At 69.5% G+C, this 17,151-nt stretch carries 16 protein-coding genes; 3 read left to right on the top strand and 13 right to left on the bottom strand.

Annotation, left to right across the window (positions count from 1 at the left end; translation table 11 throughout):
• Positions 1-71 precede the first annotated feature (71 nt).
• Positions 72-1,565 carry a catalase gene (locus D2K64_RS14640; protein WP_120009128.1) on the bottom strand — a complete coding sequence of 498 codons (1,494 nt, stop codon included), beginning with the start codon at positions 1,563-1,565 and terminating at the stop codon, positions 72-74.
• A 118-nt stretch (positions 1,566-1,683) separates the two neighbouring features.
• On the opposite strand from D2K64_RS14640, the gene D2K64_RS14645 reads away from it, so the two are divergent.
• Positions 1,684-2,628: a LysR substrate-binding domain-containing protein gene (locus D2K64_RS14645; RefSeq protein WP_120009129.1), complete on the top strand. Its 945-nt coding sequence runs from the start codon at positions 1,684-1,686 to the stop codon at positions 2,626-2,628.
• A 6-nt stretch (positions 2,629-2,634) separates the two neighbouring features.
• Here D2K64_RS14645 and D2K64_RS14650 read toward each other — a convergent pair whose 3' ends face one another.
• Both D2K64_RS14650 and D2K64_RS14655 read right to left on the bottom strand, forming a co-directional pair.
• Positions 2,635-3,612, bottom strand: a complete 978-nt coding sequence (locus D2K64_RS14650; protein WP_120009130.1) for a S1C family serine protease — start codon at positions 3,610-3,612, stop codon at positions 2,635-2,637.
• A 132-nt stretch (positions 3,613-3,744) separates the two neighbouring features.
• Complete coding sequence (locus tag D2K64_RS14655) at positions 3,745-4,170, bottom strand: organic hydroperoxide resistance protein (RefSeq protein WP_120009131.1); 426 nt, start codon at positions 4,168-4,170, stop codon at positions 3,745-3,747.
• 12 nt (positions 4,171-4,182) lie between these two features.
• On the opposite strand from D2K64_RS14655, the gene D2K64_RS14660 reads away from it, so the two are divergent.
• On the top strand, positions 4,183-4,749 hold the full coding sequence (locus D2K64_RS14660; protein WP_238384202.1) for a MarR family winged helix-turn-helix transcriptional regulator: 567 nt from the start codon (positions 4,183-4,185) through the stop codon (positions 4,747-4,749).
• A gap of 242 nt (positions 4,750-4,991) precedes the next feature.
• Here the strand turns inward: D2K64_RS14660 and D2K64_RS14665 are convergent, their stop codons facing one another.
• From D2K64_RS14665 to D2K64_RS14680, 4 genes are all read right to left on the bottom strand, one after another.
• The gene (locus tag D2K64_RS14665) at positions 4,992-5,996 is read right to left on the bottom strand and encodes a Bug family tripartite tricarboxylate transporter substrate binding protein (RefSeq protein ID WP_238384203.1); all 1,005 of its coding nucleotides are present in this window, start codon (positions 5,994-5,996) and stop codon (positions 4,992-4,994) included.
• Between the two features lie 66 nt (positions 5,997-6,062).
• A complete protein-coding gene (locus tag D2K64_RS14670) occupies positions 6,063-6,953 on the bottom strand; it encodes an isocitrate lyase/PEP mutase family protein (protein ID WP_120009132.1) in 891 nt (296 codons plus the stop codon).
• Positions 6,946-7,479 (bottom strand): LeuD/DmdB family oxidoreductase small subunit, encoded by a 534-nt coding sequence (locus D2K64_RS14675; RefSeq protein WP_120009133.1) that lies wholly within the window; start codon positions 7,477-7,479, stop codon positions 6,946-6,948. Before D2K64_RS14675 ends, D2K64_RS14670 begins: the two co-directional genes overlap by 8 nt.
• Entirely contained in the window at positions 7,476-8,765 is a 1,290-nt protein-coding gene (locus D2K64_RS14680; protein ID WP_120009134.1) for an aconitase/3-isopropylmalate dehydratase large subunit family protein, read from the bottom strand. Before D2K64_RS14680 ends, D2K64_RS14675 begins: the two co-directional genes overlap by 4 nt.
• Positions 8,766-8,928: 163 nt before the next feature.
• Here D2K64_RS14680 and D2K64_RS14685 point away from each other — a divergent pair, with 163 nt between their 5' ends.
• Positions 8,929-9,978: a LacI family DNA-binding transcriptional regulator gene (locus D2K64_RS14685; RefSeq protein ID WP_120009135.1), complete on the top strand. Its 1,050-nt coding sequence runs from the start codon at positions 8,929-8,931 to the stop codon at positions 9,976-9,978.
• Between the two features lie 234 nt (positions 9,979-10,212).
• Here D2K64_RS14685 and D2K64_RS14690 read toward each other — a convergent pair whose 3' ends face one another.
• The 6 genes from D2K64_RS14690 to D2K64_RS14710 form a co-directional block, all read right to left on the bottom strand.
• Positions 10,213-11,169: an ABC transporter substrate-binding protein gene (locus D2K64_RS14690; protein ID WP_120009136.1), complete on the bottom strand. Its 957-nt coding sequence runs from the start codon at positions 11,167-11,169 to the stop codon at positions 10,213-10,215.
• 66 nt (positions 11,170-11,235) lie between these two features.
• Positions 11,236-11,979, bottom strand: a complete 744-nt coding sequence (locus D2K64_RS14695) for an ABC transporter ATP-binding protein (protein WP_120009137.1) — start codon at positions 11,977-11,979, stop codon at positions 11,236-11,238.
• A 3-nt stretch (positions 11,980-11,982) separates the two neighbouring features.
• On the bottom strand, positions 11,983-12,825 hold the full coding sequence (locus tag D2K64_RS14700; protein ID WP_120009138.1) for an ABC transporter permease: 843 nt from the start codon (positions 12,823-12,825) through the stop codon (positions 11,983-11,985).
• A 503-nt stretch (positions 12,826-13,328) separates the two neighbouring features.
• Complete coding sequence (locus tag D2K64_RS14705; protein WP_120009139.1) at positions 13,329-15,335, bottom strand: acetyl/propionyl/methylcrotonyl-CoA carboxylase subunit alpha; 2,007 nt, start codon at positions 15,333-15,335, stop codon at positions 13,329-13,331.
• A gap of 8 nt (positions 15,336-15,343) precedes the next feature.
• Positions 15,344-15,499 (bottom strand): hypothetical protein, encoded by a 156-nt coding sequence (locus D2K64_RS24440; RefSeq protein WP_157985861.1) that lies wholly within the window; start codon positions 15,497-15,499, stop codon positions 15,344-15,346.
• 13 nt (positions 15,500-15,512) lie between these two features.
• Positions 15,513-17,120, bottom strand: a complete 1,608-nt coding sequence (locus D2K64_RS14710) for a carboxyl transferase domain-containing protein (RefSeq protein WP_120009140.1) — start codon at positions 17,118-17,120, stop codon at positions 15,513-15,515.
• Between the last annotated feature and the right edge of the window lie 31 nt (positions 17,121-17,151).

Below are 17,151 nucleotides of genomic sequence, written 5' to 3' on the forward strand. Positions count from 1 at the left end.
ACACCGCAGGTTTGCCCATCGCTGCCTCCTACCACCATTCCCATGATCTTGGGAATTTCGCGATCAGGACACTAGTCGGCCGCCTGCCGCCCCACATCCGCCGCCGTGGTCGGGGCGGAGGCGGGAGCCGTATGGATGCGCGCGATGGCCGCCTCGACACCGGCGCCATAGGCCGGATCGGCGCGACGGAAATGTTCCAGCTGCCGGTCGATGATGAAGCGCGGCACACCCTGCATGGCGCCGGCGATGTTGTTGAACAATTGCTGCTGCTGGTCGGGTGACATCAGGCGAAACAGGTTGCCAGGCTGGGTGTGGTCGTCATTGCCCTCGCGGTGGTTGTAGTGGTCCGCGTCGCCATGGATCCGCAGCGGAGGCTCCTTGGCGGAGGGCGCCTCGACCGGACCTCCGAAGGAATTCGGCTCATAATAATGGTCTGTCCCGCGCGGCGCGTCGAAGCGCATGGCGCCGTCGGCGTGGTAGGTGTTGACCTGCGCCCGGGGCTTGTTCACCGGCAGCATCTCGTAATGGGTGCCGACGCGGTAGCGATGTGCATCGGCATAGGCGAAGATCCGGCCCTGCAGCATCTTGTCCGGCGAGAAGCCGATGCCGGGTACGATATTAGAGGGCGAGAAAGAGGATTGCTCGATCTCGGCAAAGTAGTGAGCGGCGTTGCGGTTCAGCTCCAGCACGCCCACATCGATCATCGGATAATCGGCATGCGGCCAGACCTTGGTGATGTCGAACGGGTTGTAAGGGGTCTTCTCCGCATCCAGCTCCGGCATGATCTGCACGCACATGCGCCAGCGCGGGTATTCGCCCCGCTCGATGGCGTCGAACAGGTCACGCTGGGCACTCTCGCGATCCTCGGCGATGATCTCGTTCGCTTCTCGGTTGGTCCAAGTCCTGATGCCTTGCATGGACTTGAAGTGGAACTTCACCCAGTAGCGCTCGCCGGCATCGTTCCAGAGGGAGAAGGTATGGCTGCCATAGCCGTTGAGGAAACGGTATCCCTGCGGCAGGCCGCGATCGCTGAACAGGATGGTGATCTGGTGCAGGCTCTCGGGCGACAGCGACCAGAAATCCCACATCGCGGTGGGGGACCGCAGGTTGGTAGCCGGGTGGCGCTTCTGGGTGCGAATGAAATCCGGAAATTTCAGCGGGTCGCGCACGAAGAAGACCGGCGTGTTGTTGCCCACCAGGTCCCAGTTGCCGTCCTCGGTATAGAACTTCAGAGCGAAGCCGCGCACGTCCCGCTCGGCATCGGCCGCGCCGCGTTCCCCGGCCACGGTGGAGAAGCGCAGCAGCAGCTCCGTCTGGCTGCCCGGCCTGAACACCTTGGCGCTGCTGTAGCGCGTGATGTCATGGGTGATGGTCAGCGTGCCGTAGGCACCCGATCCCTTGGCATGCACCACGCGCTCCGGGACGCGCTCCCGGTTCTGGTGCGCCAGCTTCTCGATCAGCTGATAATCCTGCAACAGTAGCGGGCCCCGTGCTCCGGCTGAGAGGCTGTTCTGGTTGTCGGCGACGGGAGCGCCGGCCGTGGTGGTGAGAACAGGACGATACATCGGATCGGGCACTCTGAGGCTCCTTTCTCAGGCTGAGCCATGACCTTTACCAGCGGCCAGTTGATTGGATAATTCGATCCTTTATGTTGCTGCGATAGGCTTCGTCTAAGGATCTGTCGTGCCACCACAAAGCTTGGCCGGGTTGTCGCTGCGCGATCTGGAATACGCCGTCACCGTGGCGGAGCTGCGTCATTTCGGCCGCGCCGCCGAGCGCTGCCACGTCAGCCAGCCCACGCTGAGCGAACAGATCCGCAAGCTCGAGGCAATGCTGGGCGTCGTCCTGTTCGAGCGGCTCCCGCGGCGAGTAGAGGTGACGTCGCAGGGTGCTCCGCTGATCGATCAGGCGCGGGCGGTGCTGCGCGAGGCACGCGGGTTGCTCGACGTGGCGCAGCAACAGGCCGAGCCGCTGCAGGGCCAGTTGCGCCTGGGCGTCATCGCCACGCTCGGCCCGTATTACCTGCCGGCCCTGCTGCAGGATGTGCGCCGGCAATTTCCAGGGCTGGTGCTGCGGCTGCATGAAGGCCGCACCGCCGACTTGACCGAAGCGCTGGAGCAGGCCGAGTTGGATGCGGCCCTGCTGGCCCTGCCGGCCCCTTCGGCCGCACTGACCAGCTTGGAGTTGTTCTTTGAGCCCTTCCTGCTGGCCTGCCCTCAGGGCCATCCCCTGCAACGGAGCGCCGAGGTGTCGCTGGAGCACCTGCCCACGGACGACCTCCTGCTGCTGGAGGAAGGACACTGCCTGCGCGACCAAGCCTTGTCGCTCTGCCGGGTGCCGCGCAACGGCCGTGAGGAGCGCTTCGCCAGCAGCCTAGAGATGCTGCGCCACATGATCGCCGCGGGCGAAGGCTTCTCCCTGCTGCCGCAGTTGGCGGTGGAGGGGCGCACCGACCTCGCCGGCCTTATCGGCCTGCGCCGGTTCGGCCAGTCGGGGATCGGCCGGCGAATCGGCCTGGTGTGGCGCGGCACCGATCCGCGGCGCGACGGGTTTCAAGCCCTCGCGGCCTTTCTGCGGCAGATGTCGCCGCTCCGCGACGCTTCCGAAGCGGCGTCCGGCCGCGGCTGAGCCGGCTCAGTGCAGGCGGGCCGAGCGCAGGACGCTGTTTCGGTCTCCCGAGGTCACGTTGACGCCGAAGCGGTCGCCATCGCGCTCCAGCACCAGCGGCACGTCCACCCCGGCGTCGCCGAGCGACCAGACGGCCCGGAAGAAGCCAGCCTCGTCCGATACCACGTTGCGGCCCACCGCCAGCACCACGTCGCCGGCCCGCAGCCCGGCCCGCGCCGCCGGTCCCTTGCGGCTGACACCGGCCAGCACGACACGCCCCTCATCGGCACCCGCCGACACCCCGAGCCAGGGGCGCGGTGGGCGGTTCGGCCGGCCCAGCGTCAGCATCTCGGGCAGGATCGGCTTCAGCAGGTCGGTGGGCACGCTCATGTTGAGCACCCGCACGCGCCCATCTCCCGGATCATGCCCGAGCTGGATGGAGCCGATACCGATCAGGTCGCCGCGCGGCCCGATCACCGCGGCACCGCCCCAGACGGGATGGGCGGGAGCGGTGTAGAGCGCGTCGTCCAGGATGTATTCCCAATAGCCGACGAATTCCTGCCGGGCGACGATCCGGCCAGCCAGGGCGCCGGCCCGCCCGCCGGCGCCGGCGAACACCACCGGATCTCCCACCTGGGCTTCGCCGGAGGAGCCGAGGGGCAGCGGCGGAATGCCCAGATCCCCGAGTGCGCGCACCAGACCGAACCCGGTGGTCTGGTCGTAGCCGGCCACGAAGCCGGGCACCACGCGGCCTTCCGAGGTGGTCAGCCAGATCTCCTCGGCCTCGGTGATCAGGTAGCCGATGGTGAGCAACAGACCGTCGGCCTGGATCAGCACCGCATGGCCCAGCCGCTCGTCGCCCAGCGCCTCGGCCGTGAAGGCATTGGCGGGGATCCTGGCCCGCAATGCCACCACGGAGCGCAGCGCCCGGTCCAGGTCGAAGCGGTAATCGGCCGGCTGCGGCCGCAGGGAGGCCGGAACGGTGTCGTCATCGCGTTGCGTCATGTTCTGCTCCCTTGCTGCCCGGATCGGCTTTGCGGATGCTGAGGCACAACGCCGCTCCCCCGCAATCGGCATCACCGAACCGAGCCGACGGAGAACACCGGAAGCCCGCGAAGCGGGCCACCATGCCCCGTGTCAGGCGACCGTCAGCCCCACATCGACGTTGTTGCGGGTCGCATTGGAGTAGGGGCAGACCTGATGCGCCTTCTGCACCAGCGCCTCGGCCTGGGAGCGCTCGATCCCCGGCAGGCTGACCGTAAGGTCGGCGGTGATGCCGAAGCCGCCGGCGGCGCGCGGGCCGATCCCGACCCGGGCGGTGACCGTGGCATCCTCCGGCACGCGGACCTTCTCCTGGCCGGCGACGAACTTCAGGGCGCCGAGGAAGCAGGCGGCATAGCCGGCGGCGAACAGCTGCTCCGGATTGTTGCCGGCGCCGCCGGCACCCCCCAGTTCCTTCGGTGTGCTCAGGCTGACATCCAGGGCGCCATCCGCCGTGCGGGAGCGGCCATCGCGGCCTCCGGTGGCGGTGGCTTCGGTACGATACTTCACGTCCACGGTCATGGAAGTCTCCTGTTGCGCATCGGCAGCATGGCTGCCCGTTTGCATGCGGGCAATTCAATAGCGCACAATTTTTTGGGCCACAACACGTCTTCTGTTAGGATCAGGCAACACGATTCCGGACGCCCCGTGACCTCAGACCCAGCCTGCCTGCCGCTCGAAGATCATCTCTGCTTCGCCGTGTATGCGGCGAACCACGCCTTTGCCGCGGCCTACAAGCCGTTGCTGGAGCCGCTCGGCGTGACCTACCCGCAATACCTGGTTCTGCTGATCCTCTGGGAACAGCAAGGCCGCACGGTGAAGGAGATCGGCGCGCGTCTCCATCTGGACTCGGGCACGCTGACGCCGCTTCTGAAACGCATGGAAGCGGCCGGGCTGGTGCGGCGCCAGCGGGATGCCAAGGATGAGCGCCAGGTGCGCATCCAGCTGACCCCCAAGGGTGCCGCCCTCCAGTCCCACGCCGCCGAACTCAAGAGCACGCTGTTCTGCGCCCTCGGCGAGGCGGAGGAGGCAATCACCAAGCTGCGCAACAGCCTGACCGCGGTGAGTGGCAGGCTGCGTTCCACCCGGGCGAAGGACTGAGCCTTCCGCAAAGGCGGCCTCGATCCGGCCTCACCACCAGCACCTTTCACCGCCACGGGGATTCCGCCGACGCGGCCCTGCACGTCGTTGGCCGTCGGCCGGCCGGTTCTCGCCGGACGATGGCCCCATGTCCTGACCGGCTGCACGCCTGGAAGCAGACCTGCCGCCGATCCGGCGGCAGGTTTGCCGGCCACCGGACCGGCACGGGGGAACCAAGGCGGCGCCATGACCGGCGCCGCCGGTCACTCCAGGCTGATGCCGCCCTCGCGGATCACCGGAGTCCAGCGCTCATATTCGCGCTGGATGAACGCGGCGAACTCCTGCCGGGAGCCACCCACGATGCTGCCGGCCTGGGTTTCCTCCACCGCGCGTCGGATCTCGGGCAGGGCGGCGATCTGGCCGAACACCGCATTGACCCGATCCGCCAGCGCGTCCTCCATGCCCGGCGGCGCCGCCAGGCCGTACCAGATGGCCACGTCGAATCCCGGCAGCGTGTCACGCATCAGCGGCGATTGCGGCAGGATGGGCGAGGGGCCGGCGCCCAGCGCGACGGGGCGCAGCTGTCCGCCCCGGATCATCGACAGCGCCGATGACAAGGTGGGGAAGCAGAGCTGCGCGTCGCCCCGCATCACCGCGGTTACCGTTTCAGAGCCGCTGCGATACGGCACATGCACCATCTTCACCCTGGCCTGCCGTTCCAGCAGGGCCATGAACAGGTGGCTGCCATTGCCCACGCCGGCCGAGGAATACACCAGGCCGTCCGGCCTGCGGCGGGCTTCCTCCAGGATCTCGGCGACGCTCTGCGGCCTCAACGCCGGGCTGGCCGCCAGCACCGCATGCAGGTTCACCAGATGCATCAACGGCGTGAACCCGGTCATCGGATCATAGGTGATCCTGGGATTCAGCACCTTGCCCAGCGCGTTGGCGCCGATATCGGCCATCATCAGGGTATAGCCATCGGCGGGCTGGGTGGTGACAAAGGCGCCAGCCACCATGCCGCCCGCGCCGGAGCGGTTCTCGATCACCAGCGGCTGACCGTTGGCGAATTCCGGAAAGCGCTGCCCGAAGGCGCGGGCCAGGGTGTCGATGGCACCGCCGGCGCCGAACGGCACGACCATGCGCACCGGCCGGTCGGGCCAGGCGCCGGAAGCCGCCGCGAAGGCGCGGTTCGCCACGGCCGGCGCGGCCAGCAGCCCCGCCGCCACGCCAGCGAAGCCGCGACGGGTCAGCTTGATGGTTGGTGTCATGAAACGTCTCCCCTTGAGCCGGGTGGGCGGTCTGTTGCCGCGCCTGCCCGGAATGCACCCTGATGGTTAGCCGTCGGCTCGTTGCGCATCGGGGCGGGCCCAGCGCCGGTCGAAGTCCCACACTTCCGGGAAGCCCATCAGCTCGTTCATCTTGCCGAACTCGTACAGCACGCCTTCCGGCAGGTTGTTGCTGTCGCCCTGCCGGAGCAGATGGGCATAGGACCGCTCCAGCGCCGCGGCCATCGTGAGGAAGCCCAGCGCCGGATAGATCGCGATGCTGTAGCCCAGCGAAGCCAGCGTCTCGCGCGACAGGATGGGCGTGCGGCCACCGCCATCGACGTTGTTGGCCAGCAGCGGCGCGTCGATCTCGTCGCCGATGCGGCGCATCTCGTCCTCGCTTTCCGGACTCTCGATGAACACGATGTCGGCGCCGGCCTTGCGGTACAGCTGGCCACGGCGGATCGCCTCGTCCAGGCCGAGCGAGGTGCGTGCGTCGGTGCGGGCGATGATCAGGAAATCATCGCTCCTGCGCGCCTCCACCGCGACCTCGATCTTCAGCGCCATCTCCTCGGCGGGGATGACGCGTCGGCCGGGCGTGTGGCCGCATTTCTTCGGCACTTCCTGATCCTCGAGCTGGACCGCGGTGACGCCTGCGGCCTCATAGCCCCGCACGGTGTGGCGGACGTTGAGCAGCCCGCCATAACCGGTATCGGCATCGGCGATCAGCGGCGTGGAACAGCCCTGCGCGAAGCGGCCCATTCGGCCGACCATGTCGGTGAAGGTGGCGACGCCGGCATCGGGAATGCCGAGATGCGAGGCCACCGTGCCATAGCCCGTGGCGTACAGCGCGGTGAAGCCCATGCGGTCGGCGATGCGCGCCGAGATCATGTCGAAAATACCGGGCGCCACAACGAATTGCTTGGCGGCCAGCGCGGCCCTCAGGCGGGGATCAGCCATGTGCGGGAAGGTCCTTTGCGGGAATCTGGATGGGCGCGGCGAGGGATTGCCGCACGCGCGGCACCAGTCCCCCGGCGGCGAGAATGGCCTCCACCTCGGCGCCCAGGGGCGCGCCCGGCCAGCGCTGGCCATCCTGCGCCACCCAGGGACCCGGCAGGGTGACGCTGGCCAGGCTTCCCTCGCGCAGCGCCGCCGCAGCCTCGGGGCACAGGATCACCGGCAAGCCGAGATTGATGGCGTTGCGGAAGAAGATGCGCGCCGCGCTGTGCACCACCAGGGCGGCGATGCCGGCGGCCTTCAGCGCGATTACGGCGTGCTCGCGCGAGGAGCCGCAGCCGAAATTGCGCCCCGCCGTCAGGATGTCGCCCGGCTGGATGCGCGCGGCGAAGCCCGGATCGATGCCTTCCAGGCAATGGCGGCCGAGTTCCTCCGGCCTGCGCAGCGCCAGGTAGCGGCCGGGCAGGATGACATCGGTGTTCACCTCGTCACCCAGTCGGTGGACGCGCCCCTGGATCTGCAGGTTCATGCTGCGGACTCCGGCGCCATGGAATCGAGTTCTCCCGGCGGCAGGATCTCGCCCCGCACGGCGGCCGCGGCCGCGACCCAGGCATTGGCCAGAAAAACCTGGCTGTCCGGATGGCCCATGCGCCCTCGGTAGTTGCGGTTGGTGGTGGCGATGGCCGTCTCGCCAGCCGCCAGGATGCCCATGTGGCCACCGAAGCAGGCGCCGCAGGTGGGGGTCGAGACAGCACCGCCGGCGGCGGCGATCACCTCCAGCAGGCCTTCCGCCATGGCCTGGCGCCAGATCGCCTGGGTGGCGGGCACCACCACCAGGCGCACGCCCTCGGCGATACGGCGGCCGCGCAGCATCTCCGCCGCCTGGCGCAGATCTGTCATGGTCCCGTTGGCGCAATTGCCGATATAGACTTGGTCCACCCGCTGCCCGCGCAGGGCGCCGACCGGCACGCCATTGGCGGGGGAGGGCGGCCGCGCCACCATCGGCGACAGCGCGGCCAGGTCGATGGCGAGGCGATCCCGATAGGTGGCGCCGGCATCGGGAGCGATGGCCGCCGCCGCCGCCATCCCGCGCCTCGCCATGTCGATGGCGGAGCCGGCATCACCTTCGAAGACGCACATGTCGGCGCCGGCCTCTACCGCCATGTTGGCCACGGCCATCCGCTCGTCCATGGCCAAGGCCGCGACGCCAGGGCCGCCGAACTCCAGCGCCGCTTCCGCCGCGCCGTCCGAGCCGATGCGCCGGATCAGCTCCAGGATCACGTCCTTGCCGGTGACGAAGGGACCGGGACGGCCGGTCAGCTCGACCCGGATGCTGTCGGGCACCCGCATCCACAGCCGTCCGGTGGCCATGGCGGCCGCCAGATCGGTGGAGCCGAAGCCGATGCCCAGCGCGTTGAAGGCCCCGGCGGTGCAGGTGTGGCTGTCTGCGCCGAACACGATGCCGCCATGGCCGATCAGTCCCAACTCCGCCAGCAGCGCGTGCTCGATGCCGCCGCGGCCGGGATCGTAGTGGCGCGCGATGCCGTGCCGCCGCGCGAAATCGCGCGTCAGGGCGATGGCGCCGGCGGCGGCCACGTTGGGTGCGGGGGCGAAATGGTCGGCCACCAGCATGATGCGGTCGGGGTCGAAGGGGTGCGCGACACCCATGGCCTCGAACTGCTCGAAGGCGAGCGGGCCCGAGACATCGTTCAGCATCACGATGTCGGGGCGCACCGTGATGATCGCGCCGGGCGGCGCTGAACCCTCCTCGGCATGCGCGGCGAGGATCTTCTGGGTGATGGTGGCGCCGATCACGGCAGTGCCCCAAACAACTCCATGATGCTCCCCCTGGTGATCCGGGCTTGGCCCGGCGATTTGCGCAAACGATAGCATACCTTGATCGACCCGGAAGCTGCATTCTTCTGCCTGGCCTCGGTGCAAGGCTTTGCGCAGACCGGGCGGACTGGTAACGGACGGCATGGATCATGAGCCTCCGCCGCCCGCCGCCATGCCATCCGGGCGCCGTTCCACCATCGGCAGCTTGGCCCGGCGCGCCGGCGTGGCGGCCTCCACCGTGTCGCGGGCCTTGCGGGATGACCCGCGCATCTCGCCGGAAGTCCGCGCCCGGATCGCGGCGCTGGCGGCCGAGGCCGGCTACACGCCGAACATCCTCGCCCGGACCCTGGTGGGCGGCCGCAGCGGGCTGATCGGGCTGGTGCTGGGGCCGATCGAGAACCCAATCTACGCCGAAATAATGCGGGAAGCCGTGGCCCAGGCCGCGGCGCGGGGGTTCCGCTTGCTGCTGCTGCATGTGGGGCAGGGTCCGATCGAGGATGCGACGGCGGAGGCGCTGTCGCAGTACCGGGTCGATGGCTGCCTGATCACCTCGGCCGAATTGTCGTCCCGCGCCGCGGCCATCTGCGCCGGCAATGGCGTGCCGGTGGTGATGGTGAACCGGGTGCCCCGGCAGCACGAGAACGCCGTCGCCTGCGACAATCGTGCCGCCGGCGAGGTCCTGGCCCGCCTGCTGCTGGCTGCCGGCCACCGCCGCCTGGCCGTGGTGACCGGCAATCCGGGAACCTCCACCAGCCAGGATCGTGCCGATGGGTTCAGCGGCTTCGTGTCCAGCGCAGGCCTGGCGGCGCCCCGCCGCATCGAGGGCGGCGCCAGTCATGCCGCGGGCTTCGCCGCGGGACAGGCCATCGCCGCTCTGCCGACGGAGGAGCGGCCGGATGCGGTGTTAGGGGTCAGCGACATCCTGGCCATGGGCGTGATGGACGGGCTGCGCGAAGCCGGACTCTCGGTGCCGACGGATGTTTCGGTGGTGGGCGTCGACGGCATCGCCGCTGCCGCCGGGCCGCCTTACCGGCTGACCACTGTGGCGCAGCCGCTGCAGGCCATGGTGGCGCGGGGGCTGGACCTGCTGACGGCGCGCATCGGCGGGGCTGCGCTGCCTCAGGAGATGGTTCTGCTGCGCGGCACGCTGATGCGCCGCCATTCGGCGCGGCTGACGGCACCAGAAGATTGAACTCTCCGGGCCTGGCGCTGTTCCGCATGGCACGTTTTGCGGCCCGCCCTCCGCGATCGTCTTCCTGCCCCCGCCGGCAGGTGGTGAGCGGCATCGCGGCGGGTGCAGCCAGGGATCAAGATACCATGAGCGGCCTTCCGTCCCGTCCAGCGATGCGGTGACCGCGCGGCGTCGCGAGTCCGGAGCACGGCCCTTCGCCCGGCCTGACGGCCGGCCGGCCCCGCTTGGCCGGCGTCAGCCCCTGCTGGCAGCCGCCGGGGTGACGAAGCCGAGGTCGAGCGCGCCGGCCACCTCGACCCGCCGCTGCATCAGTCCGAACTCCACCGCATGATCGGCCGCGTCCTGGATCTCCCGCACCAGCGGCGCGTCGATCGGCACGGCCACGGCGGCCTGCAGTTCATAAGCCTTGCGCAGCGCCGCCTCCGGGATGCGGGTCAGGGTGGAATTGTAGCGGGCATAGTCGGGGATGTGGCCGTTGGCCCATTCCCATCCCTGGCCGAAGCGGCGCAAGAAATCCGTGAGCTGCGGCCGCTTGTCGCGGATCGCCGCCTCGCTGGCCGACACAAAGGTGACGGAGGGCGACAAGCCCTGCGCATCGAGCAGCCGGCGGGCGTCGAACTGCAACTCCTCCACCGAGATGTAGGGCTCCCACACGGCCCAGGCATCCACCGCGCCGGAGCGGAACGCCAGTAGCGCATCAGTCGGCGGCATGAAGTTGATGGTTACCTCGTCGGGCCGGATGTTGTCCCGCTTCAGCGCCGCGCGGATCAGGTAATGACCCCAGCCGCCGCGGTTGCCGGCGATGCGCTTGCCCTTCAGGTCGGCCAGCTGCCGGTACGCACCGTCGCGCACCAGGATCGCCTGGCAGGCGGGCGCGGCGCGGGAGGCGCCTACGGCGCGCAGCGGCGCCCCGGCCGCATAGGCGCTGAGAAAGGCGAGGTCGCCCTGGTAGCCCACATCGAGTGCGCCGGCATTCAGCGCCTCCAGCAGCGGCGCGGCGGCCGGGAACTCGCTCCATTCGATGCGGTAGGGCAGGTCCTTGCCGGCGCCGGATGCTTCCAGCAGCGAGCGCAGCCCGCCCTTCTGGTTGCCGACGCGCAGCACCGGCACTTGGGCCCGGACGATGCCGGGCGCGGCGAGCAGAACGGTGCCCGCCGCGAGGAGGCGGCGGCGGCTGGTGGAGAGGCTCATGATGATGAACTCCCGGCAGGGGTGTTGGAAGGCTGGGGCGTGTGTCGGGGGCGAGCCATGCTCGGCTCAGGCGGCACGCGCCGCGGCGTCATGCCCGTCCTCGTCGACCCCGAGGATGTTGAGCAGTCGCACCCGCAGCATGTCGAAGCCCTCGGCGGCCCGGCGGCGCGGGCGGGGCAGGGAAACCGGCAGATCCTCGGCAAGGCGGCCATTCGCCAGCACCAGCACGCGGTCGGCCAGCAGCAGCGCTTCCTCGACATCATGCGTCACCAGCAGCACGGCGGGCCGGTGCGCCTGCCACAGCTCGGCCACCAGGGACTGCATGCGCAGCCGCGTCAGCGCGTCCAGCGATGCGAAGGGCTCGTCCAGCAGCAGCAGCTCGGGCTGCCGCACCAGGGCACGGGCCAGGCCGGTCCGCTGCGCCTCGCCGCCCGAGAGGGTGAGCGGCCAGGCCTCGGCCCGGTGCGACAACTCCACCTCGCGCAGCGCTTCCAGCGCCTTGTCCCGCGTGGCACGGGCCTCGCCGGCCAATCCCAGCGCGACGTTGTGCCAGACCTTTTTCCAGGGCAGCAGCCGCGGCTCCTGAAAGACCACGGCGCGGCGCTGCGGCAGCACCGCCTCGCCTTCGGTCACCGGGTCAAGGCCGGCTAGGGTGCGCAGCAGGGTGGTTTTGCCGGAGCCGCTGCGGCCCAGCAGGGCGACGAACTCGCCCGGCGCGATGCCGAGGTCGATGCGGTCCAGCACGGGTGGCGCGGCGGGACCCTGGAAGCGGCGCGTCAGGCCGCGCAGCCGAACAACCGACGGTGCCATGGATCAGGCCTCCCGGATCAGGGATGGGCGCCAGGCGAGGGCGCGACGCTCCAGCGCGCGAACCAGCTGGTCGGCGCCCAGGCCCAGCAGGGCATACACCAGCAGGCCGACCATGATGATGTCGGTGCGCAGGAATTCGCGCGCATCCATCACCAGGAAGCCGATGCCGGCCGTGGCGTTGATCTGCTCGCCGACCACCAGGCTCAGCCAGGCGGTGCCGAGGGCGTAGCGCAGCCCGACCAGCGCCTGCGGCAGCGCGCTTGGCAGGATAATGTGGCGGATCTGCGCAGCGCGGCCGAGGCCGAGAATGCGGCCCGCCTCCAGCAGCTTCGGATCGACGCCCCGGATGCCGCCGAACAGCGTCAGGTAGATGGGAAAGGTGGCGCCCAGCGCGACCAGCGCGATCTTGGTGGTTTCGCCGATGCCGAACCACAGGATGAACAGCGGCACCAGCGCGAGGAAGGGCAGGGCGCGCAGCATCTGCAGGGTGGCATCCACCGCATCCTCGCCCAGCCTCGACAGGCCGGCGATCAGCCCGAGCGCGACCCCTGCCGTTATCGCGATGGCCAGTCCGGCCACGACGCGCTGGAGCGACACCAGCAGATGGTAGGGCAGTTCGCCTGAGGCGGTCAGCGTCCAGGCGGCGGCGGCGATATCAAGCGGCGGCGCCAGCAATCGGGACGACACCAGCCCAGCCTGGGCCGCCGCCTGCCACAGAACCACCAGCAGCAGCGGCACCAGGAACCGCCGGAAGCGCCCCCCCCGCACGCGCGCCGACACCCGGCTTCGGGCGGGATGGTGCGCGGCGGCCGTGGCACGATCAGCAATCGCGGTGGAAGCGGACATATCCCTAAACCCGCTCAGATGACGTGGAATGCGTGGGAAGCTCCTCAGGTGGGAGTCCGGCAGCGCGCGGAGGGCGCATGAAGGGCTCGCAAGGCGGGAGACGGGAAGGAGAGAAAGGCTGCTGATGAAGCATGCAGAGTGGTTCCTGACGGCGCATCTGCATATTCACGCTTCATATTAGCTTTATGTCAAGCACAGCGATCTAAATTCGTGAAATCATCTGTCTCTCACCGCTGGTCATGACTGACCACGCACACAGAGGCCTCCTGGCTTCTCGCCCTCGTATTCTTTGGAGAGGATTGATCGCTCCGGCACAATGCCGGCGGGACTGTCGACAATGTGGAACAGGCAGGAGCGAGGCCGTATTCCTGAGGCAATGCCACCCGGCCCTGCCCCGTGGCCAGGCTGCTCCGGCTGCACCGCCATCAAAGCCGGTCCAAGCGAGCGCCCGCTTCCTCCGCCTCGCGAAGATGAGCCGGGAGGGCGTAGCTGCCCCGGCTCGCTTACGGCAGTTCGTCGTCCGGCCGCAGCCGGATCAGTTCGGTGCCTTCCTCGACCAGTTCGTCCACGCCATGGCGGATCGTTTCCACCAGGCCGGCGGCGGGGGCCCGCAGCGTCAGCTCGGTTTTCATGGCCTCCATCACCAGCAGCGGTGCGTGCCGTGCCACCCGGTCGCCCGCCTGCACCAGCAGGCGCGTCACGCGGCCGGGGATCGGCGCCCGCAACCGGCCCTGCGCCGGGGCCAATTTCCGTGGCGGCGCCAGCGGGTCGATCCATGTCAGCCGATGGATCTGGCCATCCAGGATCACCGTTACCGCGTCGCCCTGGCGCAACAGCTCCAGGCGCCGCGAAACGCCGTCCAGGAGGAGGCGATTCTCCGCCGCATTCTGCCGCAGCGCCGCCGTGACGGTGCCGCCCGGCAGGTCGAGCCGGAACGCCGCCTCGGCCAGGGGCCAGGCTTTCACCAACATGGCCGGGCCGTCACCGTGGTGGAACACCAGCTCCTGCGCTGCGGCCGCGTTCAGCCGCCAGCCATCCGGAACCGACCAGGGCGATGCGCCGCCGTCTGCCGATTGAGCAGCCAGGGCGATCCGCTGGTCGCGCAGCAAGGCCAGCGCGGCGGCGGCCCAGACCGCGATGCCGGGCACGGCATCGGGCGGCAGCAATGCCGCGGCGTGCCGGGCGATGAAGCCGGTGTCCAGCTCAGCCGCCGCGAAGGCGGGATGCGCGGCGATGCCGGCCAGCAGCCGGAGATTGGTCTGCACCCCAACCACCTGATAGGCCGCGAGCGCCGATGTGAGCTGTCGCACCGCCGCAGCACGATCCTCGCCCCAGACAACCAGCTTAGCGATCATCGGGTCGTAATGCGGCGTGATGGCATCGCCTTCCCGCACGCCGGTGTCGACGCGCACCCGTCCGGGCACCTCTCGCGGCTGGCGCAGATGCGACAGCTGGCCGGTGGAGGGCTGGAAATCGCGCTCCGGCTGCTCGGCATAGATCCGCGCCTCGATGGCGTGACCCCGCAGCCTCAGGCCCCCGGGCGGCAGCGGCAGGGGCTCGCCGGCGGCCACGCGCAGCTGCCACTCCACCAGATCCAGCCCGGTGACCATCTCGGTCACCGGATGCTCGACCTGAAGCCGGGTGTTCATCTCCATGAAGTAGAATTTGTCGCCCTCGGCGATGAACTCCACCGTGCCGGCGCCGACATAACCCACCGCCCGCGCCGCGGCGATGGCGGCCCCGCCCATCGCCTGCCGGCGCGCCGGGTCCATGCCCGGTGCCGGCGCCTCCTCGATCACCTTCTGGTGCCGGCGCTGGATCGAACAGTCGCGTTCAAACAACGACACCGTCTCGCCCCGCTGGTCGGCAAAGACCTGGATCTCGATGTGGCGCGGACGCTGGAGGTACTTCTCGATCAGCAGCCTGCCATCGCCGAAGGAGGCGAGCGCCTCGTGACGCGCGCCATCGAGCGCCGCCGCCAGTTCTTCCAGCCGTTCCACCACCCGCATGCCCTTGCCGCCGCCGCCGGCGGATGCCTTGACCAGCACCGGAAAGCCGATGCGCTCCGCCGCCGCCCGCAGCACCGGCAGATCTTGGGCCGCGCCGTGGTAGCCGGGCACCAGCGGCACGCCGGAGCGCTCCATCAGCATCTTCGATTCCGCCTTGGAGCCCATCGCCCGGATCGCCGCGGCGGGCGGGCCGATGAAGACGAGGCCGGCCGCCTCGCAGGCGGCGGCGAACTCCGCATTCTCCGACAGGAAGCCGTAACCGGGATGGATGGCCTCGGCCCCGGAGCGGCGCGCGGCATCCAGGATGGCGTCCACCGACAGGTAGCTCTGCCGCGCCGGGGCGGGCCCGATCGGCCAGGCCTCGTCGGCCTTCCCCACGTGCAGTGCGTTCTGGTCCGCCTCGGAATACACCGCCACGGTGCTGATTCCCATCCGCCGTGCCGTGGCGATGACACGGCAGGCGATCTCTCCACGATTGGCGATCAGGATCTTGCGGAACATGGCGCAGCTCACCGTTGCGGCCAGGATGGTGCCGGCCGGCCAGAAACGATGGCGATGCCGTTCCGCGCGCCGACCCCGGCGGAAATGCCGCAACCATGCGGCCGGTGCGGAAGCGGCCGGACGACGCCGCGCGCATCCGCCGTCACCAGAATGCTGCTGCTCATGGAATGGCCCTTCTCACATGCGGAACAGGCCGAAGCGCGTCGGCGGGATCGGCGCGTTGCGGCTGGCGGCGAGGCCCAGCGCCAGCACGCGACGGGTTTCGACCGGATCGATCACGCCGTCATCCCAGAGCCGAGCACTGGAATAAAAGGGATGACCCTGCGCTTCGTATTGCGCGCGGATCGGCGCCTTGAAGGCCTCCTCCGCCTCGGTCGTCCATTGCTCGCCGCGCGCCTCGATGTTGTCGCGCCGCACCGTGGCCAGCACGGAGGCTGCTTGTTCGCCACCCATCACGCCGATCCGCGCATTCGGCCACATCCACAGGAAGCGCGGCGAATAGGCGCGGCCGCACATGCCGTAATTTCCGGCGCCGAAGGAGCCGCCGATGATCACGGTGAATTTCGGCACGGCGGCGGTGGCCACCGCGGTGACCAGCTTGGCGCCATCCTTGGCGATTCCGGCCGCCTCGTATTTGCGGCCCACCATGAAGCCGGTGATGTTCTGCAGAAACACCAACGGGATGCTGCGCTGCGCGCACAACTCGATGAAGTGCGCGCCCTTCTGCGCGCTCTCGCTGAACAGGATGCCGTTATTGGCCAGGATGCCGACAGGGTAGCCCCAGAGATGCGCGAAGCCGCACACCAGCGTCGGGCCGTACAGCGCCTTGAACTCGTCCAGCTCGCTGTTGTCCACCAGCCGCGCGATCACCTCGCGCACGTCATAGGGCGTGCGCCGGTCGGCCGGCACCACGCCGTACAGCTCCTCCGCCGCATGGCGCGGCGGCACCGGCGCGCGCGGCGGGGGCAGTGCCAACCGCGTGCCGCCCAGCCCGGCCACGATGCGGCGCGCGATGCCCAGCGCATGCGCGTCATTCTCGGCGCAATGATCCACCACACCGGAGATGCGGCTGTGCACATCCGCGCCGCCCAGCTCCTCGGCGGAAACAACCTCGCCCGTCGCCGCCTTCACCAGCGGCGGGCCGCCCAGGAAGATGGTGCCCTGGCCGCGGACGATGATGCTCTCGTCGCACATCGCCGGAACGTAGGCGCCGCCCGCCGTGCAGGAGCCCATCACCACGGCGATCTGCGCGATGCCCTGCGCCGACATGTTGGCCTGGTTGAAGAAGATGCGCCCGAAATGGTCGCGGCCCGGAAACACCTCATCCTGGTTGGGCAGGTTGGCGCCGCCGGAATCCACCAGGTACAGACAGGGCAGCCGGTTCTCCTGCGCGATCTCCTGCGCCCGCAAATGCTTCTGCACAGTCAGCGGGAAATAGGTGCCGCCCTTCACCGTGGCATCATTGGCCACGATCATGCATTCCCGCCCCGCGACGCGGCCGATGCCGGCGATCAGCCCGGCCGCGGGCACCTCGCCGCCATATAGCCCCTGCGCGGCGAGCTGTCCGATCTCCAGGAACGGCGACAGCGGATCGAGCAGCGCGGCGACGCGGTCGCGCGGCAGCAACTTGCCGCGCGCGAGGTGGCGCTGCCGTGCTGCCTCATCTCCGCCGAGCATCACCCGCGCGGCGGTGGAACGCAGATCCTCCACCAGGGCCCGCATCGCGCCGGCATTGCGCAGCGCATCGGGCGCCTGGAGGTCGAGCGCGGTTTCGATCACTGGCATGACGATGAACTCCGCCGGGAGGATGGCGGCC

This window comes from Teichococcus vastitatis, assembly GCF_003604215.1.
In the GTDB taxonomy this organism is placed as follows: Bacteria; Pseudomonadota; Alphaproteobacteria; order Acetobacterales; family Acetobacteraceae; genus Pseudoroseomonas; species Pseudoroseomonas vastitatis.

Excerpts from the sequence above, each read along its gene's own strand:
- D2K64_RS14640 (WP_120009128.1), bottom strand. The coding sequence starts at position 1,565 with ATGTATCGTCCTGTTCTCACCACCACGGCCGGCGCTCCCGTCGCCGAC.
- D2K64_RS14650 (WP_120009130.1), bottom strand. The coding sequence starts at position 3,612 with ATGACGCAACGCGATGACGACACCGTTCCGGCCTCCCTGCGGCCGCAG.
- D2K64_RS14655 (WP_120009131.1), bottom strand. The coding sequence starts at position 4,170 with ATGACCGTGGACGTGAAGTATCGTACCGAAGCCACCGCCACCGGAGGC.
- D2K64_RS14665 (WP_238384203.1), bottom strand. The coding sequence starts at position 5,996 with ATGACACCAACCATCAAGCTGACCCGTCGCGGCTTCGCTGGCGTGGCG.
- D2K64_RS14670 (WP_120009132.1), bottom strand. The coding sequence starts at position 6,953 with ATGGCTGATCCCCGCCTGAGGGCCGCGCTGGCCGCCAAGCAATTCGTT.
- D2K64_RS14675 (WP_120009133.1), bottom strand. The coding sequence starts at position 7,479 with ATGAACCTGCAGATCCAGGGGCGCGTCCACCGACTGGGTGACGAGGTG.
- D2K64_RS14685 (WP_120009135.1), top strand. The coding sequence starts at position 8,929 with ATGGATCATGAGCCTCCGCCGCCCGCCGCCATGCCATCCGGGCGCCGT.
- D2K64_RS14690 (WP_120009136.1), bottom strand. The coding sequence starts at position 11,169 with ATGAGCCTCTCCACCAGCCGCCGCCGCCTCCTCGCGGCGGGCACCGTT.
- D2K64_RS14695 (WP_120009137.1), bottom strand. The coding sequence starts at position 11,979 with ATGGCACCGTCGGTTGTTCGGCTGCGCGGCCTGACGCGCCGCTTCCAG.
- D2K64_RS14700 (WP_120009138.1), bottom strand. The coding sequence starts at position 12,825 with ATGTCCGCTTCCACCGCGATTGCTGATCGTGCCACGGCCGCCGCGCAC.
- D2K64_RS14705 (WP_120009139.1), bottom strand. The coding sequence starts at position 15,335 with ATGTTCCGCAAGATCCTGATCGCCAATCGTGGAGAGATCGCCTGCCGT.
- D2K64_RS24440 (WP_157985861.1), bottom strand. The coding sequence starts at position 15,499 with ATGAGCAGCAGCATTCTGGTGACGGCGGATGCGCGCGGCGTCGTCCGG.
- D2K64_RS14710 (WP_120009140.1), bottom strand. The coding sequence starts at position 17,120 with ATGCCAGTGATCGAAACCGCGCTCGACCTCCAGGCGCCCGATGCGCTG.